Raw genomic sequence first — 25,014 nt, forward strand, 5'->3', positions numbered from 1 at the left:
CCGTTCCACACGCTCGAGGTCTCCGAGCCGGCCCAGTGGATGGGCCCGCAGGCGGTGCGCCAGCCCGTCTCGCCGTGCTCGGACCAGACCCCCGGCGCCGGATTGGCGGCGTAGCCACCGCGCGCCCAGGCGTCCTGCGGCCAGTTCTTCTCGGTGTACAGCGACGGTGCAGCCGCGGCGGCACCGAACAGTGCCGTGAGCGTCGCGAGCACGTCGTCACGGCGGTCGTCCTGCGACAGCTGCGACCATCGATGCTGGCGGTCGGCATAGACGAAGGACACCAGCACCCCGCAGTGCCYGTCCTCCGGCGAGTTGTCGAAAACGACTCCCACGGAATGGTTTCCGTACACGGTGGCCTCACCCGAGTACCCGGCCTCGCGCCAGAACGGCGTGGAATAGACGGTGTGGATCTTGGCGACATCGCCCATCGGGCTGCGTTCCATCCAGCGGTTGCGGGCTTGCGGCAGCGGCGGGGTGAACGGGATGCGCACCGAGGCGCCGGGTGAGGTCGCGACCACGATGCGCTGCGCGCGGACCTGACCGCGCGCGGTGTCGAGCTGCACCGTCCCGTCGTCGAGGGTGTGGATGTGCCGGACCTCGGCGTCGAGGTGCACGGCATCTCCGAGGTGCGCGGCGATGGCCGCGGCCACCGACTGGGCGCCCGCGGTGAAGCGGCGCTCCTGAGCGCACCCCTCGGTCTCCATCAGCTGGTCGAAGCCACCGGCGGACGCGATGTAGAACAGGAAGTGGAACAACGAGATATCGCGGGGTTCGACGGTCCACACGCCCTGGACGGCCAGCGCCAACCGGATGCGGGCGTCGCCATCGGGCACCGCGTGGTCCAGATAGGACTGCACGGTCTGGCTGTCCCATTCCGAGATCTCCGGTGTCGCAGTGGGATTCTCGAGATCGATGGTGGCCGCCAGCGCGTCGATGGCCTCGGTGGCGGCGACGTACTCGGCGACGCCGGGGGCGTCGACGGGTCCGGCTCCCCGGAACGGCCGGCAGACACCGTCGGTCCACAGCTCCAGGTGATCGCCGGCGTTGTAGGTCGGGAATGTGGCGCACCCGAACCGCTCGGCGGTCGCCAGCAATCGGGTCTGGGTCGGCCCCACCCACTGACCGCCGTGGTCGAGTACCAGCCCGTCGTCGAGGCGCTCGGAGAGCGTCCGCCCGCCGACACGGTCGGAGCCTTCCAGCACGACGACGTCGATACCGGCATCGTGCAGGTCCAGTGCGGCCGAGAGCCCGGCGTAGCCGGCCCCGATGACGGCCACGGTCGCCGCGGCGGGCAGCGGGCCGGCAGGCGAACTGGGGGGAGAACTCGGGGTCATGGCGGCGAGCTTAATTATTAACTGGCTCACCAGTCAAGTATTTTCGTGATGTGCGCCAAGCGGTTGACAAGTAGTGGCGGCCGCCACACACTCTTTCTAAACTGGCCCGCCAATCAGAAATGAGTCGCTGTGCAAACTACCCCGCTGGATCAACAGCTCCAGGAGCGGCTGACCCTGATCGATACCGGAGACCAGACGGATACCACGCTGGCTGACCTGCCCCTTCGCGATTTTCTGTTGGCGGTCATCATCCTGGCCGTGTCGATCGCCGCACTGATGTGGTGGGCGTACTGATGACCGAGACCGCACGCCGGGGACTGCCGGCAAGCAACACCGCCACCGAACCGGACCCCACCCTCACCGATCTGCCGCTGCTCCCCCGCGAACGGATCTGGGGTTTCTGGCAGCACTCGTCGGTCAATGTGGGCCTCGCGATCGCCACCTGGGCCTTCCTGCAAGGCGCCGCCGTCGCCTACTACGTGGGGCTGGCCCAGGCCATCGCCACCATCGTCATCGGGTACGGCCTCAGCGTGCTGGCGGTGGCGCTGGCGCCGTGCATGCCGTCGGTGAAGTACGGCATCGAGCAGTTCGTCGGGCTGCGCAGCACCTTCGGCGAGATCGGCGCCCGGGTGGTGATGGTGGCGGTGTCCACCGTGCTCGCCGCGGCCTGGTCGGCCGTGCTGGCCATCATGTTCGGCCACGGCATCGTCATCGTCGTCAATCAGTTGTTCGGCATCGAACTGTCCCAGACAGGTGCAGCGGCAAGCCTGCTGGCGCTGGTCGCCATCGCGGTCTCGGCGCTCATCCTGGTCCGCGGACCTGTCTCGGTCGAAACCGTCTGCCGCATACTGGCGCCCATGCTGATGGCCGTCCTGGTCGGCATCATCATCATCGTCTTCACCGACAACACCTGGTCGGAACTCATGGCCTTGGCCCCCTTGGGTGGCGTCAGCGAGGACAACCATCTGAGCTTCGTGCTCGCCGTGGAGCTCAGCATCGCCGGCGGTTTCGCGTGGTGGCCCAACCTGGGCAACCTCGCCCGCCTCACCCGGAGTTCACGCGCGGCGTTCTGGCCGAACTGGGTCGGTGTCTTCGGCGCCTCGGTGGTGGCGGCCGTGGTCGGCTCGATCGCCGCGCTGTCACTGCAGATCGAGGAACCCACGCAGTGGTTCATCCCGCTGGCCGGTGTCGTCATCGGCATGGTGGCGCTGGTCATCGTGTGCTTTGCGAACATCACCGCGATCCTGTCCCAGGGCTACGCCTCGATGGTGGCGCTCAAAGGCGGTGGCGGGCGGCTGTTCCGCGCCGCGGCCTGGCCGTGGCTGGTCGCCGCGATCCTCGGCCCGGCCGCGATCCTGGTGTTCTTCCCGACCGCGGTGTACGAGAACTACGGACGCTTCCTGTCCTGGGGTGCGATCGTGCTGGCCCCGCTGTGTGCGGTGCAGATCGTCGACTACTTCATCCTGCGGCACCGTCAGCTCAGCGTGCGCGACCTGTTCCTGCCCGCCGACCAGTCGGCCTACGGGTACTGGAAGGGAGTCAACTACGTGGCCTTCGCCGCGGTCGCAGCGGGTGCGGTCACGTATTCACTGCTGCTCAATCCGGTCACCTATGAACCCAGCGCGCTGTTCCGCTACACCACCGCGTCGATACCGGCGTTCGTCGTCGCCGGCATCATGCACTACACGCTGACCCGGCTCGTGGTGCAGCGCCTCGGCATCGGTGGATATCCCCTGCGGCACAACACCGCTCGATAGGTCAGCCGCCGGTGCCGGTATCCCGGCCCGTGTTCTGATACCCGGCCACGAGCTCAACGCTGTCCCCGACATCCACGGTCACGACGTCCTCCTGGGGCTGCTCGAAGAAGGGCAGCTCCAGCAGGCCGTGGAAATCGCCGGTGTCGACGAAGGTGTGGGCGCGGGCGAACAACGGTTGCACGTCGAACACCCGGACCCGCAGCTTCTCATGGCTGAGTCTGCCGAGTTCCCTGCCGGATTCGGGATCGGTGATCACCTGGCCGGTGCCGGACTGCACCGCGAAGATCATGCCGACCGCGAGGCCGCACTCTGCCCCGCGGTTGATGACGAGCGTGTAGTCGTCCTCGATCAGCGCGACCTTGCCGGTGATCGGCTGCGCATTCACGAAGCCGCCAGGGAATTGCTCTCTGACATGGCCATTTTGGCGGCCGACCCGGCCTGGATGCGGGGTCGCAGGCGGTACGCGTCGACCTGGACGGGCGCGTTGTCACGGTCGGCTTCGTCCTGTTCGGTGCCCAACGCGAGTTCGACGGCCGTCTTCGCCTGGAAGAGCGCGATGACCGCCTGCTGATGCCGTTCGGATCCCAACGAGTTGAGCGCCAGCGTCAGCTTCTTGTCGACGTAGACGACCGAGCGGGACAGGTCGGACTCGGTAGCCGCCGGCTCGGCAGGACTCCTGTTGAACCAGCGGTGCCCGAGCGCGCCGAGGGCGATCGAGCAGACCGGAACCACGACGACGCTGCACATCAAGCCCAGCGTGCCGGTCGCGGCGATGGAGCCCACGACGCCGAGCAGCATGCCGATGGCGACGACGGCCAGCACCTGGAGGGCAGCCGGTACCGCTTCGATGGCGCGCCAGATCCGGGCGACGAGGTGCGCGGAGAATCGTGCGACACCGGCGACCGCCTTGCCGACCGCCGATGCGGTCGTGGCCGTTGCCGTGGCGACGGTGCGCCCGAAGTCGTCGACCTGTTTGCGGCTCATCGGAGCCTTCGGCATCGACCACGCGCGCTGCTGCGCCGCGGGCTGCTCGGGAGCAGGAGCCGCGGCCTCAGCAGCGGTCGGGGCACCGGGCTGCGGGTTGGCAGCCTCGGCGGACGAGTTCACATTGATCACATTTGCATCAGCAACCACACCCGTATCATCCCCCGACGGGCGCTCGATCAGCCCGTGGCGCGCCGTCTCAGAGACGAATCCACTGGCCGAGGAACCAGAATCCCCAGCCGTCGCCATTGCCCGCGCGCATCGGTTCCACCCGCTGACCGTTGTGCATGAACGGCTGGTGGTCGTTGCGGGCCTGGTCGATATTGCGTCCCTGCCAGTTGTTGTTCTGCGGCGCGTTGTTGTTGTTCTGCGGTGCGGGAGCGCAGGCCTGCGCGTTCGGCTGCCCGCAGGGACGGCCGGGATCGGCGCTCGCAGTGCCGAGGCCCACGCCGAGCAGACCCGCCAGGGCGATACCGCCGGCGAGGATCGGGGCGGCGGTCCGACGAGTGAGCAACATGGGCGACTCCATTCATTCGTGTGTGTTCACGCGGCACCTCACCGCCACACGAGAAAGACGCTATGGCCGCCGATTGGGTCGCCACTGTGGTGACGTTAGGCGCCCGCTGTGCATTCGATAACGGAACGAAATACGTTCGGCCACAGTCCTATTGAGTACTATCGACCGTCTACACCCGGCGCGGGTGAGGCCGGGTAGGTCGGCGGGATCACATAAACGGGGCCGGCCGGGCGGTAGCCGTCATCCGGCTGGTTGAGTAAGGGCGGCTGCAACGGCGGTGGCGGCGCACAGTCGGTGCCGACCAGTTCACACCATCGGGCTTCCACGCCACGGGTGAAGTTCTCCTCGGCGCAGCCGGCCGTGGACAACAGGATCAGCGAACCCACCAGAGCCGCCGGAAACGTCCGCACAGTCGATCCCCCTCTTGCGCCCGGGCCTCCCGACGGCAATGGTTACACGCCCGTGGCGATCTGCGGGAATCTGCGGTTGATCCCGTCGATCATGCCGTGCAGCTGGTAGAGCTCCTTGCGCAATTGCGCGGTGTTGACGCGGTGGGGGCGGGCCGGCGATCCGACGGGCCTGCGAGCGACCCGGGCCTCTTCGTCCTCGATCTTGCGCGAGGTGTCTTCGACCTGTTCCCACAGCGCCCCGAGCAGCAGCCGGGCCTGCGCGATGTTCGCGGATTCGTCTGTGTCGTTCTCGGCCATCGGGGTCATCGTCGCACCCGCGGGCCTGCGGGCGCCAACGGACGCCGAAGAGCTCTCTCAGCGTGCACCCCAAAGCAAGTAGGCGAATACTCACCCCTCTGCGGCCGGCTACCCGCACAATCCGACTGTCGACGGGCTCTGCCGGTCCTCGACATCAGCGACGGGCTTCGCCGACCGAGGAGAACATCGTGGCGCGTTTCAGCCGACTGGGCGTCCTGACCCTGGCCATCTCGCTGGTGCTGGGAACGACGGCACTCGCCGGACCCGCGGGCGCAGGGGCCGTGACGGCATTGATGATGGGCGGAACGTCTCAGCCGTACCCGGACCGGGTGAACGGATACATGGACTCCACGGCCCGTCGTTACCTCGACGCCGTGTCGGACTGCACGATCGACGCCTGCAATCGGCTGCCCACCTACATTCCCAACGAGGCCTCCCCGCTCTTCACCTCGGGCATGGCGTTCGGCCCCTCGGTGGCGGTCGGCACCGGTCTGCTCGACACCGCCGTGCGCACGGTGCTGGACCAGACCGATGAACAGATCATCGTTTTCGGTAACTCACAGAGCGCAACGGTCGCCATCGAGGTGAAGCGGGCACTGGCCGCGGACCCGGACATCGATACCGACCGACTGCACTTCGTCGTGATCGGGAACCCGAACCGGCCCAACGGCGGGTTCATGCAGCGCTTCTTCCCGGCTGTCGTGCCGATCTTCGAATACAAGCCGACGGGCACACCGGTCAGCAACACCGGGATAGCCACCACCGACATCTCCTTCCAGTACGACATCGCCGCCGACTTTCCGCGATACCCGGGCAATCTGCTGGCGGTGCTCAATGTCTTCGCCGGTCTGGCCGTGCACGGCGCGTACGACGACAAGGTGAACCCGAACGGCTACACCGAAGAGGAGCTGCGCGCCGAGATCGACAACCTGAAGAATCGGGTCATCGTGGGCGACACCACGTACATCACCATTCCCACCAAGGTGCTGCCCCTGGCGCAGGCGCTCCGCGGTGTCGGCTACACCACCGGCACCAGCGCGTTGCTGACGCCCTTGGCCGATCTGCTCGAGCCGGTGCTGCGGGTGATCGTCGAACTCGGGTACGACCGCACCGTTTCGCCCGACCAGCAGCAGTCGTTCGGTGCGTTTCCCAAAGTGAACCCGCTCAAGGTCGCGCGCGATATCGGCGCCGCACTCGGTCTCGGGTTTCGCAATATGGTCACCAACCTGGCTGCGCGGCAACGAGGTGCCACGCAGGAGCAGGAGACCCAGGAACCGCTGATGAACGCCGCCGCGCCGAGTGCCGGACCCGCGGGTTCGCCGACACCCGGACCGGCGGCCGAAGATGAGCACCGTGCCGCGCGCATTCCGGCGGCCACCGGGCTGGCGGCCCGGCAGAGCAACCAGACACCGGGCATCGATTCGGCGCCCAGGGGCCGCCACGGGAAGCTCGGCGGCAGCGACCCCTTCGATCAAGAGACGTCGGACAACGAGGACGACCAGCCCGACGATGTGCCGGGTCTCGGCCTTTCAGACGACGACAGCGACTCGGCTACCGACAACGACGCCGACATCGATACCGATGCCGATGCCGCAGGTTCCGACAGCGACCCGGCCCCGCAGGACTCGGCTCAGCAGGGCGACGAGTAGCGCCGCCGGCGCCCGATCAGGAGCCACCCCGCGAAACCGGTGCGTGATTTGGATCACTCCTGGGTACTCAAGCCCGGTTGGCTTCACCCTGACGGCGTCGGAGGTTCACATGAGCGAAGCACCCACTCTCAAGAAGGCGCTCAGTCAGCGTCAGCTGACGATGATCGCGATCGGCGGTGTCATCGGCGCCGGGCTGTTCGTCGGATCCGGTGTGGTGATCGGCGATACCGGGCCAGGCGTCTTCATCACCTACGGGATGGCCGGGGTGCTGATCATCATGGTGATGAGGATGCTGGCCGAGATGGCCGTGGCGAATCCGTCCACCGGGTCCTTCGCGGACTACGCACGCAACGCGTTGGGGCATTGGGCCGGGTTCTCGGTCGGGTGGCTGTACTGGTACTTCTGGGTCATCGTCGTCGGGTTCGAGGCAATCGCGGGCGCCAAGATCATCCAGTACTGGATGGACGTCCCGCTGTGGTTGTCCGCACTGATCTTCATGGTGTTGATGACGGCGACCAACCTGTTCTCGGTGGCGTCCTACGGGGAGTTCGAGTTCTGGTTCGCCGGCATCAAGGTGGCCGCGATCATCGCGTTCATCGGGCTCGGCCTGGCGTTCATCTTCGGGTTGTGGCCGGACAAATCCGCCGACTTCTCCAACCTGACGAGTCACGGCGGATTCATGCCGTTGGGCTTCGGCGTGATCACGGTCRGCATCGTGACCGTCATCTTCTCCATGGTCGGTGCGGAGATCGCGACGATCGCGGCGGCGGAGTCTGCGGATCCGGAACGGGCGGTGGCCAAGGCTGCCAACTCGGTGATCCTGCGCATCCTGGTGTTCTACGTGGGCGCGGTGTTCGTGCTCGTGACCATCGTGCCGTGGAACGACGAGAACGTGGCCGCGTCTCCGTTCGTCGCGGCGTTCACCGAGATGGGCATCCCCTACGCCGACCACGTGATGAACGCCGTCGTGCTGACCGCCGTTCTGAGCTGTCTGAACTCGGGCCTCTACACCGCGTCCCGGATGCTCTTCGTGCTCGCCGCGCGCCGGGAGGCGCCACCGGCACTGGTGAAGGTCACCCGACGCGGAGTCCCGGCCAATGCGATCCTGGCGTCCTCGATCATCGGATTCCTGTGCGTCATCGCCGCGGCCGTCTCCCCCGACACCATTTTCGCGTTCCTGCTCAACTCCAGCGGCGCGATCATCCTGTTCGTCTACCTGTTGATCACCATCTCGCAGATCGTGCTGCGTTACCGCACCCCGGACTCCGAGCTCAAGGTCAAGATGTGGCTGTTCCCAGTACTTTCCATTCTCACCGCACTGGGGATCGTCGCGATCCTGGTGCAGATGTTCGTCGATACCGCCCTGCGGTCCCAATTGGTGCTCAGCCTGCTGTCCTGGGCGGTGGTCATCGTGCTCTTCGCGGCGAACAAGTGGTTCGTGAAAAAGCGTCCGTCCGCACCCGCCGAGGTGTCCACCGGCCCGCCGCACCGCGTGCTTGTGCTGGCCAATCAGACCGTCGACTCCGACGAACTGCTCGGGGAACTGGGTCGTATCGGCGCGGACCGGGACGCCGAGTACATGGTGGTGGTACCGGTCAGTCCCGTCGACACCGGAGCCGCGGCGACCCACGGGCCGCGTGACGTCACCGAAGCCACAAGGGAGGCAGCGCAAGCCAGACTCGACACCACACTGTCTTCGTTGCAGAGCCAAAGCCTGCAGGCGCAAGGAGAATTGGGCGACGAGCGACCGCTGCGCGCGCTGGAGCACGCCGTGGCACAGTTCCACCCCGACCAGATCGTGATCGCGACGCTGCCGCCGGAATTCTCGGTCTGGCAGCGCTTCGACGTGGTGGACCGCGCCCGCGCCCAGTTCAAGGTTCCGGTGACCCACGTCGTCGCGAAGTCCGTTGTGGCCGGGCAGGTTCCACAATGACGATCATCGCGGCGTTCAGTGCCAGCGGCCACGGACCGGCACCGCTGCACTTGGCGGCCCAGATTGCGCAGGCCACCGGAGAGCGCATAGTCGCGGCGGCAATCGTCGAGAGTCCGTCGCCGCGCAAGCCGGAGATGTTCGAGGTGGAGTACCTCAACCATGTGGGCAAACAAGCACACCAGTCGCTGCAGGCAATGGTCAAGCAGCTTCCCGATGACCTCGATGTGCAGCAGATCGTGCACCGGGCGTCTTCGGTGCCCGCCGGCCTGGTGGAACTCGCGGCTGAGGTGAGCGCCGACCTCGTCGTCGTCGGCTCGTCGTCGGCCGGCGCRCTCGGGAGGATTGCGCTGGGCAGCGTCACCGATCGGCTGGTCCACACCGCGGCCGTTCCGGTGGCTATCGCGCCGCGGGGATATCCCGCCCAGCCGGGACGCATCGAACGCCTGACCGTGGCCTACGGCGGACGGGCAGACAATGTGGGATTGGTCGCGACCAGCGCGGAGCTCGCCGAGCGGTGGTCGGCGCGGCTGCGGATCGCGTCCTTCACCGTGCGGCCGGTGACCATGTTCAGCGGTTCCATCGAAGCGGGGGCCGAGGACCTCGTGGTCAAGCAGTGGGCACGAAGCACCCAGGAGGGCATCGCCGCCCAGTTGGAGACGGTGCGGTCGGGTCTCGGCGATGTCGACGTGGTGATCGGGGCCGGGGCCACGTGGCGTGATGCGGTGGAGGCCATCGAGTGGGGCGCGGGCGACATCCTGGTGCTCGGATCGGGTGCGGCCGGCCCGGTGGCGCAGGTGTTCCTGGGCTCGGCCGCGGCGAAGATCCTCCGGCACGCGCCGGTGCCCACGCTGATCATGCCGCGTCGGACGGCGCACTGACAGAACCGTTCCGCCGGCACGTACCGTCGTAGTCATGGTGTTTGCACGGGAACTGGGTGCGATCAGGAACGGCCTGGGGCGCGCGCTGTTCGGGTTGGTCGCCGGCCCCGAAGGACCGGACAACCGGGCCCGTATCCACGGGACGCCGGGACCGCGGTGGTTCGCCGAGGACCGCCCGATCCGCCGTGTTCATGGCGACGCCTCGATGTTCGTCGGCGGGTTGCGGGCACTGCTCCTGCAGTCGCTGCATCCGCTGGCGATGGCCGGGGTGGCGGAGCACTCCGACTACCGGGGCGATCCGTGGGGGCGCCTCCAACGCACCAGCACATTCCTCGCTGTGACGACGTTCGGACCAGCGGCCGACGCGCAGCGCGCCGTCGACAAGGTGCGAGGCATCCACCGCCGCGTCAACGGGGTGGCGTCCGACGGAACACCGTACGACGCGTCGGATCCGCACCTGCTCGAATGGGTGCACATCGCCGAGATCGACAGCTTCCTGACGGCACATCAGCTCTACGGCGCGCAACCTCTGGACCAGACCGGCCGTGACGAATACGTGGCCGATACCGCCCGCGTCGCCGAAGCGCTCGGTGTGCAGCACCCGCCCCGCACCGAGCTCGAGCTACGGGAGCGCATCGAGGCGTACAGACCGGAGCTGCGTAGCACGGCCGCGGCACGCGACGCCGCCCGCTTCTTGTTGTTGACGCCGCCGTTGCCCCTGCCGGCCCGCGCTCCCTACGGTGCGCTGGCCGCCACGTCCGTGGCGACGCTGCCGCAATGGGCGCGAAAGCCGCTGTGGTTGCCGTACTTTCCATCGCTCGACGCCACCGTGGCGAGGATGTCCGGGCGGGTGATGGTCGGCGGCATTCGGTGGGTGCTGGCGGCCGCTCACGACGACGAGCGCGCGACGACTTCCTAGATCAGCGCGGCCGCAAGAGCAGCGCCGAGCCGCCGGCCGGACAACCATGCCGATTCCACCCTCGGTGCGCCCGACGGGCACCATGCGTCCCCGCAGATCCCCAGCGGCCGGCCCGAAGTCACCAAGCCGAACTCGGCGTCCCCATGGATGCCTGCGGGCTTGGCGAAGGTCCAGCGGTGCGCGTGTGTCCACGCCGGTTCTTCGGTCATGCCCGTGACGCGACGCAGTGCCGAAAGCACGGGCGCCACAGCGTCATCCGGGTGGTCCAGGTGCATCCGCGCCCGCGCCGCCGTGGTGTGCGCGACGAGCACTGCCGCGCCGTCCCCGCGTCGGGCTCCGTCGTCGGCGACGAAGGATAGGTCCGGGTGGTCGTTGACGAATACGGCGTCGGCGAACGACCAGATGCGCTCGGCCCAGCCGATCGCCACGGAGATGACCGGTTCGTAGTCCACCCACTCGCACGCGTCGGGCGCCAGGCGCGCGGCCTGCGGGTCGGGCATCGCCAGCGCCACGGCGTCGTGGCTGAAATCATCCAGGGAATCAACTGTCGACGCCAAGCGGACGACGTCTTCGGGTAGTAGATCGCGCACCAGTGACCGCAACCCGGCCGGCGCCGCGAAGCGGATCGGTCCTGCGGTGACGTCGTGCCCACTCGCGGAGATCACGTCGAACGTGTCCGTCCAGGGGCGCGCGAGTCCGCGGGAGACCCATCCGTCGGCGATGGCGGAGAAGTCCGGGTCCTTGGCGGTGAAGTATGCGGCACCCATGTCGACGCGCCGTCCGTGCAGGGTGGGTGATGCCATGCGGCCACCCGGGGCACGGCCACGCTCGAACATCTCGACCGAGATGCCGCGCTCTCGCAACGCCTGCGCACATGCCGCGCCGGACAGACCCGCCCCGATGACCGCTACGCGTGGTGATGCCATGCCCGCGAGGGTAGCGGGGGCGGGCAGAAAGGGGCCACCAGCGTGATTGTTCAGATGATCAAGTGCCTGCAGGCAGTGCCCTTAGACCGTTCTCGGCGCCAAACACCATGCGAGTCAATGCGATACGCACGGATACCAATTCGCTGAGGAGATCGCGACCTGACCGCTCAACACCACCCTTGAGAGTATTTCGAAAAATTATCGCATCCGTCAGTTTGTGTCGTAGTGTTACTCAGTCAGGTGGACAGTCCTTGGGGGTTTGATGTTCGGCAATCAATTGGCATGGTCGGTCGCCGCCGTGAGCGTCGCGGTAGCAACAGCTGGCTTTGCATCGGCAAACACAGTGGACGAGGCTTTCATCTCCAGCATCGACGGCTATCCGGTCCCGTACTCGACAACCGGGAATGCGATCGAGCTCGGCCATACGGTGTGTGACCAGTTGGCTGCAGGACGGACTGTCGAATCTGTCGTGGTCGAGATCGGCGGCCCAGCCAACTGGACGATCGCGCAGAGCCAGTTCTTTGCCGACGCTGCCGTCGCGAGCTACTGCTCAGGTGGCGCACCGGCGGCGGCACCCATCGCAGCAGCGCCGCCACCCGTGGTTCAGGCTCCCCTGCCGATATACGCGCCCGCACCCTCGGCCTTGTACTTCTCGAACTGCAGTGCCGCCCGCAGCGCCGGGGCGGCGCCCCTATACGCGGGCCAACCCGGTTATCGAAGCGCCTTGGACCGCGACAGCGACGGTGTGGCCTGCGAGTGATCGCCGGCCACTGGCAGACATCGTCGGGTAGGCAAATGCCGGAAAGATTCCGAGCACTGGCTGAAATGCACTCATCTGAAAAGACCTGGTAGAGCGCCCATAGCCCGTACTCACGCGGGGTGCTGATGCGGCGTGCCTCGCGATTCGCCATCTCCGCAGAGCACGCAAACAGCGCTATTGCCAGCGGTTCCGGTGCCCCCAGTCGGACTCGAACCGACACTGTGCGGATTTTAAGTCCGCTGCCTCTGCCAATTGGGCTATGGGGGCTGCTCCGGAATCAGAGACTAGTTGCCCGCCATCGAGGCGCCCGCGCCAGCCGTCCGATACCGCGGCACGGCGCGGCGCCATGAAGCTAGTTCGGCGGCGCTGGTGGCGGTGGTTCATATGGTGTGTACCACCACCACTGCGCGCGTTCCCCGGTCGGACCTGTGCACGGTGGCACATCCGGTGGCGGCTTGGTGGGTGGTCGGGCCAGTGATCCGTGGGTGAGTGGTTCACCCTCGCTGTCGGTGACTCGTAGTGTCTCGGCGGGCCCGATGAGGGTGATGCCGCCGCGGTGATGCATCCGGTGGTGGAACGGACAGAGCAGGACCAGGTTGGACAGCTCGGTGGCCCCGCCGTTCTCCCAGTGCACGAGGTGATGGGCGTGCAGGCCGCGGGTGGCTCCGCAACCGGGGACGACGCAGGTGTGGTCGCGGTGTTCCAGGGCGCGGCGAAGCCGGCGGCTGATGGTGCGGGTGGCACGGCCCACCCCGATGGGCCGGCCGTGGCGCTCGAACCACACCTCACACGTGGCATCACAGGTGAGGTAGCGGCGATCATCCGCGGTTAATGTCGGTCCCAAATGCAGGGCGGCGACGGGTTTCTCGACATCGACGTGCACGACCACGGTGGTGTGCTGGCCGTGCGGGCGCCGCTCCACTGCGGTGTCCCAGCCGGCCTCGATGAGGCTCATGAACGCATCGACCCCGTCCGGGAACGGAGGCGCCTGCTCGGACACCCGGCTCTCGGCGTCGTACTGGCGTTTACTGCCGTCCTCGGGATCGATGCTGTCGGCCGTGTCGTGGTCGCGTTTCCAGTCCGCGACCAACGCATCCCGATGGGACTGGTGGGCAGCGTCGAACTTCGCGGCCTCGAGCTTGGGGAGCCGGATCCGGTAGGTGGTGTAATCGTCCTGCTCGATGCGGCTGAAGGAGCGTTTGGGTTCCGGTTTGACCTCGGGTTCGGGGCGTGGTTCCTGTTTGACCGCGGTGCGCAACTGATTCACCGTGGCGTACTGCACCAGCTCGGCATAGTGCTCATCGCAGCCCTGGCCGCCATGTTCGGCGATCACCCCGAGCTGATCGAGCGACACCCGGCCTTCCTGCAACCCCGCGACGCAGCGTTCAAGTTCATCGATGCGATGCGCGATGGCGACCATAGTCTCGGCGTTGCGCGGAGAGACGCCGGTTTTCCAGGCCACCAACGCTTCCAGGGAACGACACCCCGTGGCACCCCACAAACTGTTGCCGTCGCCGGCGCCCCTGCCGTCGATCTCGGCGATGATCTCCACCAACCGACCATCGAGAGCATTGCGCTGCCCGATCAGCTCACCCATCTCCTCGAACAACACCTCGATACGCCACACCGGAGGTACGTGTTCGGCGTAAGGGGTTGTGGGAGGCGGCATATCACGATTCTAGAAGAGAGGTCCGACAAGTTCTGGCCACAGTCGCGACAACTTCAGGACCGACGGAAGACGTCAGAAAAGCGGCCGGAACCGTCAAGATTGTGTAGGGAGCGGCCCAGTCCACCCGATCGCGGCGCACCGTGGAACGATGACCCACACCTCTGAAGGCGACAGTGTGCTGCGACGGCTGTGGCACCGAGCCCTCGATGGCGATACTGCTTGGGGCTCAATGTCCGTCCGCCCACAACGCTGGGGCGCCACCTCATACCGGATCGTGATCTACCCACCCGGTGTGAGCGTCGAGGAGCGCCGCCGGGTGCGGATATGGCGCGGCTTTCCGGAATGGGGTGCGTTGCTGTGGTTGGCCGCGGCCGCCGCCCTGTCCGGGCTCACCGACCCGGGCACTGCCGCCGCGATCGCCACAGCCGCGGCGTTGTCCGCCGKAGCTACCTCGTTCGCTCGGGCAAAAACCCTCCGCAAGCAGGTGCACTCCGCGGAAGTGACGCTGCCGTACCCGAATTCGGACATCACCGTACTGGTCCGTGCACGCCTGATTGAGAGCATCGGCACCGCCATGACCGACGCCGACAGCCAGCTCCGTGACGGGGAGCTGTCCCCCAGCGATCACGAAGCCATGTGGTGGCGGGCTTATGACCAACTCGAACGCGAGACCGTCATGCCGTCTGTCGGACGCTACGGAGTCATCAGATGATCGACCTGCTGGCCGCCCTCATCCTGCTCGGTGCACCGGCCGCCGCCCTGTTCGCCGTCCGCTGCGCCATCCAGCGACAGTTCCGCCGTGAGCGCGACGGAAATGCGCTCAGCTCGTCGGCGGCTCATAATGGACCTCGGGGTGCTCGCGAGCCCAATCTCGTTGCTGCTCGGCCACCTTACGGTGAGTTCGGGCCAGCCAGGCCAAACCTCCAGCCATCAACACAGCCGCTACCACCACACCGATAATGCCTGCGGTCACCGAGCTGTTGGCGAACGAGAACAGACCGATGACGAGCGCCAGTACCCCGAGACCGACGGCTATCAATCCGGGTGAATTCTTGCCCGCTTTCATCGTCTCGCCAGCGTGCTGACGAGTGGTGCGGGCGTGGTCGACGGGGTCGCCGGAATGATCGGGCATATCAGTCTTTCCTGTCGTGCTACTTGTAGGCCGGGTATGGGGACTGCTTGAGCGCCCGCGCGAGATGCACCGCGTTACGCGCGGCGGCCGCGGTGGTCGAGGCTGCAGACCAGGGCCAGGGCACGAATTGGGTCACGCCCCATGAGGTACCCGAGACGACGCGGACCCAACCACGACCGGGCGCTACCTCACGGCGCTTCGTACACCGAGACGTCGACGGGCGTACCGGTCACCATTTCGACTGCCGCGAAAATGAACTCGTCCTCGGTCATCCCGTTCTCGTCCGCCACCTGGGTCAGCGCCTCGTTGATCAGCGGGAATCCCGCGGCCAGGTCGARTGTCCAATCCGACCCGTCACGGACGAACTCCCAGTCCACCCCGGTGGGTTCACCGTCCACCAGCATCTGCGCATAGGCACGGTCCCCCTCGACGCGCACCTCCCCGAGGGTGTTGCCTTCCAGTGCGGCGGCGTCGATCATCCCCTCGTCCACGCCGTACACCAGCAGACCGGCGCCGTCCATGGCCGCGAAGTCGGGCGGCTCCTGCACCCGCAGCCGGGCGATCATCAGGCGGTCCATCATCCCCAGTGCCGAGATCTCCGCCGGTCCGGCGGTGCGCGCCAGCCGCACCACCTCGTCGTAGTGCGCGACGGTGGACGGACTGACCAGCGCCGGGACCACCGCTCCGTTCTCGGCGGCCACTTCGGCGCGATAGCTTTCGAAGGTGGAGCGCACAGCGTCGATATCGACCTCGGGATCCACCGGCTCGCCGGTGCTCGCGGCACTGACCGGCGACCCTTCGAGTTGACGCTCGCTTGCGCAGCCGGTGAACAGCACCACCGCCACCGCCAGGTACCCAGCCACCTGGTGCAGTCGCACCGGATCACCTCCGCGTCAGAGAGTATTTGCTATCGCAAACTCTAACGCCCCGGCACCGACGGCGCGAAGGTCACCGACGGCCGGGGTAGCCGCCATCGCGCACAACCCTCGTCGATGGCGTCGTCGACCGCGGCCGCGATCGCCTTCAACTCGGCCTTGTCGCCCTCCATCCAGACCGCCATCGGACCGCCGGTCAGGCTGATCCGGGTCAGCGCCGATCCGTCGGCGCGCAATTCTGCGATCCGGCCCAGCAGCCGCTCGGCGGCCGCACCCCAGTCCAGCGGCCCGGAAGCCTGGACATCGCAGTGCAATCCGATCACGGCCAGACAGCCCTGCCCCGGCACAGCGGGGCATTCGCCGTCGACGTGTACATAGGTGTCGTGATGTGCGCATGCCATCAGGACGTCGATGTGCTGTTCGCACGACACCACGAACCGGTTCACACCCCGATCCAGCGCACCCACGATGGGCTCAGCGGTCCCGCCGCAGCGCAGCACCACCTGCGCGGGGCGCACTCCGCACTGTCCCGTCAGGTCGAGTTCGTCACCGTCGCCGGCGTACACCGTCACACCGTGTGCCCGCACCCACGCCGCCACCGACGGATCGCTGAGCACTGCGGCGGGCAACCCACATCCGGCCAGGGGTAGCAGCCGCCTGATGGCCCGCATCGACACGGGCAGGCGGTGCCGCTGCGGCGTCGCGGGCATGTCGATATCTGTCATCAAACCGGTCTACGCGCACCTGCTGCGCAGTCCCTGTGCAGTTGCGCATACCCCGCACAGACACCGCCGGTGCATGGACACCGTAAAGATGCCCGCCGCCCGCGTAAAGGAACCGTCAACGCCCAGGTCAAACCCCGATCCGCGGGCATACGTTGGCGTCCGCAGCCCCCACTTCCGGAGGCTGCGTCAACGAGCGCAGGAGTGCTGATTCCATCGTGACAACTGCCCTGTCCACCGTCATCTACCTCGTGCTGACGGTGGCGATTTTCGCCCTGCTCGGCCTGGTGCAGCGATTGGTCGAACGGCTGTGAACTACGCCAATGCCATCGGCCTGGTGCTGGCGATCGCCATTGCCCTGTTCCTGGTCGCCGCCCTGCTCTTCCCCGAGAGGTTCTAGTGAGTACGACAACCGCGGGAATCGTCTTTCTCGCAGCACTGGTGCTCGCCCTGGCGGTGACGCACGCACCACTCGGCGACTACATGTACCGGGTCTACAACGGCGACAAACATTCTCGGGTGGAACGAGGCGTCTACCGCCTGATCGGTGCCGACCCCACGGCCGAGCAGACCTGGGGCGCCTACGCCCGCAGCGTGCTCGCCTTCTCCGCCGTCAGCATCGTGTTCCTGTTCATTCTCCAACTCCTGCAGGGCACCTTGCCGCTGCACCTGAACGACCCCGGCACCGAGATGACACCGGCGCTGGCCTGGAACACGGCCGTCAGCTTCGTGACCAACACCAACTGGCAGGCCTACTCCGGCGAATCCACGCAGGGGCACCTGGTGCAGATGGCCGGACTGACGGTGCAGAACTTCGTGTCCGCGGCCGTCGGCATGGCGGTGGCCATCGCTTTCGTGCGGGGCCTGGTCCGGCGCAGCACCGGTGACCTCGGCAACTTCTGGGTGGATCTGGTGCGCGGCAGCCTGCGGATCCTGCTGCCGCTGTCGGTGATCGGCGCGCTCGCCCTCATCGCCGGCGGCGCCATCCAGAACTTCGCCCTGCACGACACGGTCATCGACACCATTGCCGGTGCACAGCAGACCATCCCGGGTGGCCCGGTGGCCAGCCAGGAGGCCATCAAGGAACTCGGCACCAACGGCGGCGGCTTCTACAACGCCAACTCCGCGCACCCGTACGAGAATCCGACCACCTGGACCAACTGGCTGGAGATCCTGCTGATCTGCCTGATCCCGTTCGCGCTCCCGCGCACCTTCGGGCGGATGGTCGGCAGTAAGAAGCAGGGTTACGCGATCGTCGCGGCCATGGGAACCATCGCCACCCTGAGCGTCAGCCTGCTGATGCTGTTCCAGCTGCAGGCACACGGCACGGTGCCGACCGCGGTGGGCTCGGCCATGGAAGGCGTCGAACAGCGCTTCGGCGTCGCGAACTCCGCGGTGTTCGCCGCGACGACGACGCTGACCTCCACCGGTGCGGTGGACTCGTTCCACGACTCGTACACCAGCCTGGGCGGGTTGGTCACGATGTTCAACATGCAGCTCGGTGAGGTCGCGCCCGGCGGCGTTGGATCCGGGCTGTACGGCATGCTGATCCTGGCGATCATCACGGTGTTCGTCGCCGGCCTGATGGTCGGGCGCACCCCGGAGTACCTGGGCAAGAAGATCACCCCGCGTGAGATCAAGTTCGCGGCAACGTATTTCCTGATCACCCCGCTGCTGGTGCTCACCGGCACCGCACTGGCGATGGCCACACCGGGCCAACAGGCGGGCATGCTGAACACCGGGCCGCACGGGCTCTCGGAGGTGCTGTACGCCTTCACCTCGGCATCCAACAACAACGGTTCGGCCTTCGCCGGACTGTCCGTCAACACCGAGTGGTACAACACCGCTCTCGGCCTGGCCATGGTGTTCGGGCGATTCCTGCCCATCATCCTGGTGCTGGCCTTGGCCGGATCCTTTGCCGCTCAGGCCCGGACACCCGATTCGGCCGGGACGCTGCCCACCCACCGCCCACAGTTCGTCGGGCTGGTCGTCGGAGTCACGTTGATCCTGGTCGCCCTGACCTTCCTGCCCATGCTCGCGCTCGGGCCCCTCGCTGAAGGAATTCACTGATGTCCACTGCCACTGTCGATTCACCGGCAAGCCCGCACACCAAGACCACCAGAAACACCGTCCAAGGCGGTCTGCTGGACCCGAAGATGCTGTGGAAGTCGTTGCCCGACGCGCTGCGCAAGCTCAACCCACGCACGCTGTGGCGCAACCCGGTCATGTTCATCGTCGAGATCGGCGCGGCCTGGAGCACCGTACTGGCGCTGACCGAGCCCAGCTGGTTCGCCTGGCTGATCGTCGGATGGCTCTGGCTGACCGTCGTTTTTGCCAACCTGGCCGAAGCGGTCGCCGAGGGCCGCGGCAAGGCCCAGGCCGACAGCCTGCGCAAGGCGAAGACCGACACCCTGGCGCGGCGACTCACCGACTCCGGCGGTGAAGAGCAGGTCGCCGCACCGCTGCTGCAGCAGGGCGACAGGGTGATCGTGGAGGCCGGACAGACCATCCCCGGCGACGGCGATGTGGTGGAAGGTATTGCCTCGGTGGACGAATCGGCCATCACCGGCGAGTCCGCCCCCGTGGTACGCGAATCCGGCGGAGACCGGTCCGCGGTCACCGGCGGCACCACCGTGCTCAGCGACCGCATCGTCGTGAAGATCACCCAGAAACCCGGAGAGAGCTTCATCGACCGGATGATCGGCCTCGTCGAGGGCGCCAACCGGCAGAAGACACCCAACGAGATCGCGCTGAACATCCTGCTGGCCTCGCTGAGCATCATCTTCGTCTTCGCGGTCGCGACGCTGCAACCGCTGGCCATTTTCTCCAAGGCCAACAACCCCGGCGTCCCGGATTCGTTGTCGCTCACCGGCGACGGCATCACCGGCATCGTGATGGTCGCCCTGCTGGTCTGCCTGATCCCGACCACCATCGGCGCGCTGCTCTCCGCGATCGGTATCGCGGGTATGGACCGGCTGGTACAGCGCAACGTGCTGGCCATGTCCGGGCGCGCGGTCGAGGCCGCCGGCGACGTGAACACCCTGCTGCTCGACAAGACCGGCACCATCACCCTGGGCAACCGGCAGGCAGCGGCGTTCGTGCCGCTGTCCGGCGTCACCCCCGAAGCGCTGGCCGACGCCGCCCAGCTGTCCAGCCTGGCCGACGAGACTCCCGAGGGCCGATCCATCGTGGTGTTCGCCAAACAGGAGTTCGGATTGCGCGCCCGCACCCCCGGTGAGCTCGACCACGCCTACTGGGTCGAATTCAGCGCCACCACAAGGATGTCCGGTGTCGACATCACCGGACACAAACTGCGCAAGGGCGCATCCGGCTCGGTGGCCGAGTGGATCCGCGCCGAGGGCGGCACCGTGCCAGCAGAACTCGGCGATATCGTCGAGTCCATTTCCGCGGCGGGCGGCACCCCGCTGGCCGTCGGTGAGGTGCGCGACGGCACCGCCGCCGTGCTGGGCGTCATCCACCTCAAGGACGTGGTCAAGCAGGGCATGCGGGAACGCTTCGACGAGATGCGCCGCATGGGGATTCGCACCGTGATGATCACCGGCGACAACCCGATGACCGCCAAGGCGATCGCCGACGAGGCCGGTGTGGACGACTTCCTGGCCGAGGCCACCCCCGAGGACAAGATGGCGCTCATCAAGAAGGAGCAGGCCGGCGGCAAGCTCGTCGCGATGACCGGCGACGGCACCAACGACGCACCCGCACTGGCGCAGGCCGATGTCGGGGTGGCCATGAACACCGGGACGTCGGCGGCCAAAGAGGCCGGCAACATGGTGGATCTGGATTCCGACCCCACCAAGCTGATCGAGATCGTGGAGATCGGCAAGCAACTGCTGATCACCCGCGGCGCGCTGACCACGTTCTCGATCGCCAACGACATCGCGAAGTACTTCGCCATCATCCCGGCATTGTTCGTCGCCCTGTTCCCGGGCCTGGACCTGCTGAACGTCATGCGGCTGCACAGCCCGCAGTCGGCGATCCTGTCCGCGGTGATCTTCAACGCGATCGTCATCGTGGTGTTGATCCCGTTGGCCCTCAAGGGTGTCCGTTACACCCCCAGCAGTGCATCGAAGTTGTTGTCCCGCAACCTGTACGTCTACGGGCTTGGCGGGATCATCGCGCCGTTCATCGGCATCAAACTGATCGACCTGATCGTCCAACTCTTCCCGGGAATGTGACATGAACTTCGCCAATATCCTCCGCCAGCACACCGCGGCGCTGCGCGCGCTGCTGGTGCTCACCGTGATCCTCGGCATCGGCTACCCGGTCATGATCTGGCTGTTCGCCCAGCTACCCGGCTTGAAGGACAAGGCCGACGGATCGATCATCGAGGCCGGCGGAAAGCCTGTGGGCAGCAGCCTGATCGGACAGCTCTACACCGATGCCGACGGCAACGCGATGCCGCAGTACTTCCAGGGCCGGCCGTCCGCGGCCGGGGACGGGTATGACCCGATGTCCACCGGTGCGAGCAACCTGGGCCCGGAGAGCATCGTCGACTCCCCCGACAAGCCCAGCCTGCTCACCCTGGTGTGCACCCGCAGCGCAGAAATCGGTGCCCGCGAGGGCGTGAGCGGGGCCCGCCCGTTCTGCACCGACACCGGTGTCGGGGCGGTGCTCTCGGTCATCGGGGCCCGCGATGCCCGCGGCACCGTCGCCGAGCCGTCCCGGGTCATCAGCGTCAACCAGCTCTGCCCGGCGACCCCGTTCATCGCCGGCTACGAAGGGGTGGCCGTGGAATGCGCCGAACCCGGCGCCGACTACGCGATCGGCCAGATCGTCCCGATCCACGGTGGTACGACCGAGCCGGCGGTGCCCGCCGATGCTGTCACCGCCAGCGGCAGCGGTCTGGACCCGCACATCTCGCCCGAGTACGCGGCCCTGCAGGTGAACCGGGTCGCGGCGGCCCGCGGGGTCAGCCCCGAACGGGTGCGTGCACTGGTCGCCGAGCACACCGAGGGCCGCGCACTGGGCTTCATGGGCGAACCGCGGGTCAACGTGTTGCAGCTCAACCTCGCACTCGACGGCCTAGGTGGATGATGGGCAGGTGACCGACCGACCTAAACGCGGGGAGCTGCGCATCTACCTGGGCGCAGCTCCCGGCGTCGGCAAAACCTTCGCCATGCTCGGTGAGGCACACCGCCGGCTGGAACGCGGTACCGACGTGGTGGCCGCGGTGGTCGAAACTCACGGCCGCGCGAAGACCGCAGAACTCCTGGACGGCATCGAGGTCATCGCCCCACGCTTCATCGAGTACCGCGGCAGCCGGTTCCCCGAACTCGACGTCGCGGCGGTACTGGCCCGCCGGCCACAGGTGGTGCTGGTCGACGAACTGGCCCACACCAACACCCCGGGCAGCGCGAATGCGAAACGCTGGCAGGACATCGAAGAGCTGCTCGCCGCCGGCATCACGGTCATCACCACCGTCAACGTCCAGCACCTGGAAAGCCTCAACGACGTCGTCACCCAGATCACCGGCATCGAGCAGCAGGAAAAGGTGCCCGACGAGGTGGTGCGCGCCGCCGACCAGATCGAGCTGGTCGACATCACCCCGGAAGCACTGCGGCGCAGGTTGTCCCACGGCAACGTGTACTCCCCGGAGCGGATCGACGCGGCACTGTCGAACTACTTCCGGCGCGGTAACCTGACCGCGCTACGCGAGCTGGCGCTGCTCTGGCTGGCCGACCAGGTCGACGCTGCACTGGCAAAGTACCGCTCCGACAACAAGATCACCGCGACCTGGGAGGCCCGGGAGCGCGTCGTGGTCGCGGTCACCGGGGACAAGGAATCCGAGACCCTGGTGCGCCGGGCGTCGCGGATCGCCTCGAAATCCAGCGCCGAGCTGATGGTCGTGCACGTGGTGCGCGGCGACGGTCTGGCCGGGGTGTCCGCCCCGATGATGGGGACCGTGCGGGATGTGGCCGTCAGCCTCGGCGCCACCCTGCACACCGTCGTCGGCGACGATGTGCCCAGTGCGCTGTTGGATTTCGCCCGCGAGATGAACGCCACCCAGCTGATCATCGGCACGTCCCGGCGGTCGCGCTGGGCGCGCATCTTCGATGAGGGCATCGGCGCGACGGTGGTGCAGAACTCCGGGACCATCGACGTGCACATGGTCACCCACGACGAGGCCCGCGGCGCTGCGCGCACCGGAAAAAGGACGTGGCAGCGCCACGCACTGTCCTGGCTGGCCGCGGTGGTGGTGCCCTCGGTGCTGGTCGCCGTCGCCGTCCTGGTGCTCGACCCCTTCCTGGGGCTCAGCGGTGAAACCGCACTGTTCTTCATCGGGGTGCTCGCCGTGGCACTGCTGGGCGGTGTCGCGCCGGCGGCGCTGTCGGCCTTGCTGTCCGGTCTGCTGATCAACTACTACCTGGCCGAACCCCGCTACACCTTCACCATCTCCGAACCCGACAGCGCCATCACCGTCGTGGTGCTGCTGGTGGTCGCGGTGGCGGTCGCCGCCCTTGTCGACGGGGCGGCCAAACGGGCGCGCGAAGCCAGGCGCGCCTCGCAGGAGGCAGAGCTGCTGGCACATTTCGCAGGTTCGGTGCTGCGCGGCGCCGACCCGGCCGCCCTGCTGGACCGGGTTCGCGAGGTGTACTCGCAGCGCTCGGTGAGCCTGCTGCGGGAGCGCGCCGGCACCGCCACCGTCGTGGCGTGTGCAGGCACCGATCCGTGTACCGATGTCGACACCGCCGACACCGCCGTCGAGGTCGGCGATGACGAGTTCTGGCTGCTGCTGGCCGGGCGCCGGCTGGCCGCCCGCGATCGCCGGGTGCTCGGTGCCGTCGCCAAACAAGCCGCCGGGCTGGTGCGGCAACGCGAGCTGATCGAAGAGGCCGGCCGGGCCGAGGCGATCGCGCGCGCCGACGAGCTGCGCCGTTCGCTGCTCTCGGCGGTCAGCCATGATCTGCGTACCCCGCTGGCCGCGGCCAAGGCCGCGGTGTCGAGCCTGCGCAGCGAGGACGTCGGCTTCTCGGCAGAGGACACCGCCGAACTGCTGGCCACCGTGGAGGAATCGGTCGACCAGTTGACCGCGCTGGTGGGCAACCTGCTGGACTCGTCGCGGTTGGCCGCCGGCGTGGTCCGCCCGGAGCTGCGCCGGGTGTATCTGGAGGAGGCGGTTCAGCGGGCGTTGCTGGGAATCAGCAGGCGGACAACCGAGTTGGTGGACAGAGTGAAGGTCGAGGTCGGTGACGCGGTGGCGCTCGCCGATGCCGGGCTACTGGAGCGGGTGCTGGTGAACATCATCGACAATGCGCTGCGCTACGCGCCGGCCAGTCTGGTGCGGGTCAATGCCGGACGCGTGGGCGACCGGGTGCTGATCAACATCGCCGACGAGGGCCCGGGTATCCCGCGCGGCGCCGAAGAGCAGCTGTTCGCGCCGTTTCAGCGCCTCGGCGATCAGGACAACACCACCGGCGTCGGGCTCGGTCTGTCGGTGGCAGGAGGCTTCGTCGCCGCCATGGGCGGGACCATCGCGGCCAATGACACCCCCGGCGGCGGGCTGACAGTCGTCATCGATCTGGCGGCACCACAGTGACGCGGGTGCTGGTGATCGACGACGAACCGCAGATCCTGCGGGCACTGCGGATCAACCTGTCCGTGCGCGGCTATGAGGTGACCACGGCGGCGACCGGCGCCGACGCGCTGCGGGCGGCCGCCGACCACCGCCCCGATGTGGTCATCCTGGACCTCGGGCTGCCCGACATCTCCGGCATCGAGGTGCTCGCCGGGCTGCGCGGCTGGCTGACGGTGCCGGTGATCGTGCTCTCGGCGCGCACGGATTCCTCGGACAAGGTGGAGGCACTCGACGCCGGCGCCGACGACTACGTCACCAAACCGTTCGGCATGGACGAGTTCCTGGCCCGGTTGCGGGCGGCGGTGCGGCGCGCAAGCAGCACCACCGAGGACGACCTGCCCGTCATCGAAACTTCCTCGTTCACTGTCGATCTGGCCGCCAAGAAGGTCACCAAGAGCGGCGTCGAGGTGCATCTGACCCCCACCGAGTGGGGCATGCTGGAGATGCTGGTGCGCCACCGCGGCAAGCTTGTCGGCCGCGAGGAACTGCTCAAGGAGGTGTGGGGGCCCTCCTACGCCAAGGAGACCCATTACCTGCGGGTGTACCTGGCCCAGCTGCGGCGCAAGCTCGAGGTCGACCCGTCGCACCCCAAGCATCTGATCACCGAGGCCGGGATGGGATACCGCTTCCAGGAGTAGCCGCACGAGGGATGATG

At 67.4% G+C, this 25,014-nt stretch carries 26 protein-coding genes and 1 tRNA gene; 15 read left to right on the forward strand and 12 right to left on the reverse strand.

Translation table 11 applies throughout. The features are described 5' to 3' along the window. Positions 1-1,334: flavin monoamine oxidase family protein (locus tag AC1DTF_RS21030; RefSeq protein ID WP_477475468.1), on the reverse strand; the 1,334-nt coding region annotated here is incomplete at its 3' end. Positions 1,335-1,463: 129 nt separating this feature from the next. Here AC1DTF_RS21030 and AC1DTF_RS21035 point away from each other — a divergent pair. Both AC1DTF_RS21035 and AC1DTF_RS21040 read left to right on the forward strand, forming a co-directional pair. Then, positions 1,464-1,628 (forward strand): hypothetical protein, encoded by a 165-nt coding sequence (locus AC1DTF_RS21035; RefSeq protein ID WP_477475469.1) that lies wholly within the window; start codon positions 1,464-1,466, stop codon positions 1,626-1,628. Then, on the forward strand, positions 1,628-3,091 hold the full coding sequence (locus tag AC1DTF_RS21040; RefSeq protein ID WP_477475470.1) for a cytosine permease: 1,464 nt from the start codon (positions 1,628-1,630) through the stop codon (positions 3,089-3,091). The genes AC1DTF_RS21035 and AC1DTF_RS21040 overlap by 1 nt, the downstream gene beginning before the upstream one ends. 1 nt (position 3,092) lies before the next feature. On the opposite strand, the gene AC1DTF_RS21045 is transcribed toward AC1DTF_RS21040, so the two are convergent. The 5 genes from AC1DTF_RS21045 to AC1DTF_RS21065 all read right to left on the reverse strand — a co-directional run bounded on the left by AC1DTF_RS21045 (position 3,093) and on the right by AC1DTF_RS21065 (position 5,299). Continuing rightward, entirely contained in the window at positions 3,093-3,476 is a 384-nt protein-coding gene (locus AC1DTF_RS21045) for a hypothetical protein (RefSeq protein ID WP_156409241.1), read from the reverse strand. Beyond that, positions 3,473-4,225: a hypothetical protein gene (locus AC1DTF_RS21050; RefSeq protein ID WP_477475471.1), complete on the reverse strand. Its 753-nt coding sequence runs from the start codon at positions 4,223-4,225 to the stop codon at positions 3,473-3,475. The genes AC1DTF_RS21045 and AC1DTF_RS21050 overlap by 4 nt, the downstream gene beginning before the upstream one ends. Before the next feature lie 49 nt (positions 4,226-4,274). Then, entirely contained in the window at positions 4,275-4,592 is a 318-nt protein-coding gene (locus AC1DTF_RS21055) for a hypothetical protein (protein ID WP_057168213.1), read from the reverse strand. A gap of 158 nt (positions 4,593-4,750) precedes the next feature. After that, complete coding sequence (locus AC1DTF_RS21060; RefSeq protein WP_477475472.1) at positions 4,751-5,002, reverse strand: hypothetical protein; 252 nt, start codon at positions 5,000-5,002, stop codon at positions 4,751-4,753. Between the two features lie 42 nt (positions 5,003-5,044). Then, entirely contained in the window at positions 5,045-5,299 is a 255-nt protein-coding gene (locus tag AC1DTF_RS21065; protein ID WP_156409243.1) for a hypothetical protein, read from the reverse strand. 188 nt (positions 5,300-5,487) lie between these two features. On the opposite strand from AC1DTF_RS21065, the gene AC1DTF_RS21070 reads away from it, so the two are divergent. The 4 genes from AC1DTF_RS21070 to AC1DTF_RS21085 all read left to right on the forward strand — a co-directional run bounded on the left by AC1DTF_RS21070 (position 5,488) and on the right by AC1DTF_RS21085 (position 10,678). After that, positions 5,488-6,948 carry a PE-PPE domain-containing protein gene (locus AC1DTF_RS21070; RefSeq protein WP_477475473.1) on the forward strand — a complete coding sequence of 487 codons (1,461 nt, stop codon included), beginning with the start codon at positions 5,488-5,490 and terminating at the stop codon, positions 6,946-6,948. A 109-nt stretch (positions 6,949-7,057) separates the two neighbouring features. Beyond that, positions 7,058-8,881: an amino acid permease gene (locus AC1DTF_RS21075; protein ID WP_477475474.1), complete on the forward strand. Its 1,824-nt coding sequence runs from the start codon at positions 7,058-7,060 to the stop codon at positions 8,879-8,881. Further along, a complete protein-coding gene (locus AC1DTF_RS21080; RefSeq protein ID WP_477475475.1) occupies positions 8,878-9,759 on the forward strand; it encodes a universal stress protein in 882 nt (293 codons plus the stop codon). The genes AC1DTF_RS21075 and AC1DTF_RS21080 overlap by 4 nt, the downstream gene beginning before the upstream one ends. 34 nt (positions 9,760-9,793) lie before the next feature. Further along, the gene (locus tag AC1DTF_RS21085; protein ID WP_477475476.1) at positions 9,794-10,678 is read left to right on the forward strand and encodes an oxygenase MpaB family protein; all 885 of its coding nucleotides are present in this window, start codon (positions 9,794-9,796) and stop codon (positions 10,676-10,678) included. Here the strand turns inward: AC1DTF_RS21085 and AC1DTF_RS21090 are convergent. Next, the gene (locus tag AC1DTF_RS21090; RefSeq protein ID WP_477475477.1) at positions 10,675-11,604 is read right to left on the reverse strand and encodes an NAD(P)/FAD-dependent oxidoreductase; all 930 of its coding nucleotides are present in this window, start codon (positions 11,602-11,604) and stop codon (positions 10,675-10,677) included. The two genes, AC1DTF_RS21085 and AC1DTF_RS21090, sit on opposite strands and share 4 nt — an antisense overlap. Before the next feature lie 262 nt (positions 11,605-11,866). Here AC1DTF_RS21090 and AC1DTF_RS21095 point away from each other — a divergent pair, with 262 nt between their 5' ends. Beyond that, on the forward strand, positions 11,867-12,364 hold the full coding sequence (locus AC1DTF_RS21095) for an excalibur calcium-binding domain-containing protein (protein WP_477475478.1): 498 nt from the start codon (positions 11,867-11,869) through the stop codon (positions 12,362-12,364). A gap of 193 nt (positions 12,365-12,557) precedes the next feature. Here AC1DTF_RS21095 and AC1DTF_RS21100 read toward each other — a convergent pair. Both AC1DTF_RS21100 and AC1DTF_RS21105 read right to left on the reverse strand, forming a co-directional pair. Then, positions 12,558-12,631: transfer RNA gene (locus AC1DTF_RS21100), tRNA-Leu, on the reverse strand. An 85-nt stretch (positions 12,632-12,716) separates the two neighbouring features. After that, positions 12,717-14,033 (reverse strand): HNH endonuclease signature motif containing protein, encoded by a 1,317-nt coding sequence (locus AC1DTF_RS21105; protein WP_477475479.1) that lies wholly within the window; start codon positions 14,031-14,033, stop codon positions 12,717-12,719. A gap of 148 nt (positions 14,034-14,181) precedes the next feature. On the opposite strand from AC1DTF_RS21105, the gene AC1DTF_RS21110 reads away from it, so the two are divergent. Beyond that, on the forward strand, positions 14,182-14,745 hold the full coding sequence (locus tag AC1DTF_RS21110) for a DUF6611 family protein (RefSeq protein WP_477475480.1): 564 nt from the start codon (positions 14,182-14,184) through the stop codon (positions 14,743-14,745). Positions 14,746-14,853: 108 nt separating this feature from the next. Here the strand turns inward: AC1DTF_RS21110 and AC1DTF_RS21115 are convergent, their stop codons facing one another. The 3 genes from AC1DTF_RS21115 to AC1DTF_RS21125 all read right to left on the reverse strand — a co-directional run bounded on the left by AC1DTF_RS21115 (position 14,854) and on the right by AC1DTF_RS21125 (position 16,765). Next, complete coding sequence (locus AC1DTF_RS21115) at positions 14,854-15,165, reverse strand: hypothetical protein (protein WP_477475481.1); 312 nt, start codon at positions 15,163-15,165, stop codon at positions 14,854-14,856. A gap of 188 nt (positions 15,166-15,353) precedes the next feature. Beyond that, a complete protein-coding gene (locus AC1DTF_RS21120) occupies positions 15,354-16,043 on the reverse strand; it encodes a hypothetical protein (protein ID WP_477475482.1) in 690 nt (229 codons plus the stop codon). Between the two features lie 41 nt (positions 16,044-16,084). Then, the gene (locus AC1DTF_RS21125) at positions 16,085-16,765 is read right to left on the reverse strand and encodes a hypothetical protein (protein WP_477475483.1); all 681 of its coding nucleotides are present in this window, start codon (positions 16,763-16,765) and stop codon (positions 16,085-16,087) included. Positions 16,766-16,980: 215 nt separating this feature from the next. On the opposite strand from AC1DTF_RS21125, the gene AC1DTF_RS21130 reads away from it, so the two are divergent. From AC1DTF_RS21130 to AC1DTF_RS21160, 7 genes are read left to right on the forward strand one after another with little or no spacing between them, the layout of a single operon-like run. Next, positions 16,981-17,076 (forward strand): potassium-transporting ATPase, encoded by a 96-nt coding sequence (locus tag AC1DTF_RS21130; protein ID WP_477475484.1) that lies wholly within the window; start codon positions 16,981-16,983, stop codon positions 17,074-17,076. Further along, a complete protein-coding gene (locus tag AC1DTF_RS21135; protein ID WP_149447175.1) occupies positions 17,073-17,162 on the forward strand; it encodes a potassium-transporting ATPase subunit F in 90 nt (29 codons plus the stop codon). The genes AC1DTF_RS21130 and AC1DTF_RS21135 overlap by 4 nt, the downstream gene beginning before the upstream one ends. Continuing rightward, positions 17,162-18,832 carry a potassium-transporting ATPase subunit KdpA gene (gene kdpA, locus AC1DTF_RS21140; protein ID WP_477475485.1) on the forward strand — a complete coding sequence of 557 codons (1,671 nt, stop codon included), beginning with the start codon at positions 17,162-17,164 and terminating at the stop codon, positions 18,830-18,832. The genes AC1DTF_RS21135 and kdpA overlap by 1 nt, the downstream gene beginning before the upstream one ends. Further along, positions 18,832-20,958 carry a potassium-transporting ATPase subunit KdpB gene (kdpB, locus tag AC1DTF_RS21145; RefSeq protein ID WP_477475486.1) on the forward strand — a complete coding sequence of 709 codons (2,127 nt, stop codon included), beginning with the start codon at positions 18,832-18,834 and terminating at the stop codon, positions 20,956-20,958. The genes kdpA and kdpB overlap by 1 nt, the downstream gene beginning before the upstream one ends. Before the next feature lies 1 nt (position 20,959). Then, positions 20,960-21,817, forward strand: a complete 858-nt coding sequence (locus AC1DTF_RS21150) for a potassium-transporting ATPase subunit C (RefSeq protein ID WP_477475487.1) — start codon at positions 20,960-20,962, stop codon at positions 21,815-21,817. Further along, positions 21,810-24,320 (forward strand): sensor histidine kinase, encoded by a 2,511-nt coding sequence (locus tag AC1DTF_RS21155; protein ID WP_477475488.1) that lies wholly within the window; start codon positions 21,810-21,812, stop codon positions 24,318-24,320. The genes AC1DTF_RS21150 and AC1DTF_RS21155 overlap by 8 nt, the downstream gene beginning before the upstream one ends. After that, positions 24,317-24,997: a response regulator gene (locus AC1DTF_RS21160; RefSeq protein WP_477475489.1), complete on the forward strand. Its 681-nt coding sequence runs from the start codon at positions 24,317-24,319 to the stop codon at positions 24,995-24,997. The genes AC1DTF_RS21155 and AC1DTF_RS21160 overlap by 4 nt, the downstream gene beginning before the upstream one ends. The last annotated feature ends 17 nt before the right edge of the window (positions 24,998-25,014 follow it).

Source organism: Mycobacterium sp. P4_H6 (assembly GCF_056400845.1).

What these genes read in the sequence shown, in the direction of transcription:
- AC1DTF_RS21040 (WP_477475470.1), top strand. Translation starts at nt 1,628, where the DNA reads ATGACCGAGACCGCACGCCGGGGACTGCCGGCAAGCAACACCGCCACC.
- AC1DTF_RS21055 (WP_057168213.1), bottom strand. Translation starts at nt 4,592, where the DNA reads ATGTTGCTCACTCGTCGGACCGCCGCCCCGATCCTCGCCGGCGGTATC.
- AC1DTF_RS21065 (WP_156409243.1), bottom strand. Translation starts at nt 5,299, where the DNA reads ATGGCCGAGAACGACACAGACGAATCCGCGAACATCGCGCAGGCCCGG.
- AC1DTF_RS21085 (WP_477475476.1), top strand. Translation starts at nt 9,794, where the DNA reads ATGGTGTTTGCACGGGAACTGGGTGCGATCAGGAACGGCCTGGGGCGC.
- AC1DTF_RS21090 (WP_477475477.1), bottom strand. Translation starts at nt 11,604, where the DNA reads ATGGCATCACCACGCGTAGCGGTCATCGGGGCGGGTCTGTCCGGCGCG.
- AC1DTF_RS21095 (WP_477475478.1), top strand. Translation starts at nt 11,867, where the DNA reads ATGTTCGGCAATCAATTGGCATGGTCGGTCGCCGCCGTGAGCGTCGCG.
- AC1DTF_RS21105 (WP_477475479.1), bottom strand. Translation starts at nt 14,033, where the DNA reads ATGCCGCCTCCCACAACCCCTTACGCCGAACACGTACCTCCGGTGTGG.
- AC1DTF_RS21115 (WP_477475481.1), bottom strand. Translation starts at nt 15,165, where the DNA reads ATGCCCGATCATTCCGGCGACCCCGTCGACCACGCCCGCACCACTCGT.
- AC1DTF_RS21125 (WP_477475483.1), bottom strand. Translation starts at nt 16,765, where the DNA reads ATGACAGATATCGACATGCCCGCGACGCCGCAGCGGCACCGCCTGCCC.
- kdpB (WP_477475486.1), top strand. Translation starts at nt 18,832, where the DNA reads ATGTCCACTGCCACTGTCGATTCACCGGCAAGCCCGCACACCAAGACC.
- AC1DTF_RS21150 (WP_477475487.1), top strand. Translation starts at nt 20,960, where the DNA reads ATGAACTTCGCCAATATCCTCCGCCAGCACACCGCGGCGCTGCGCGCG.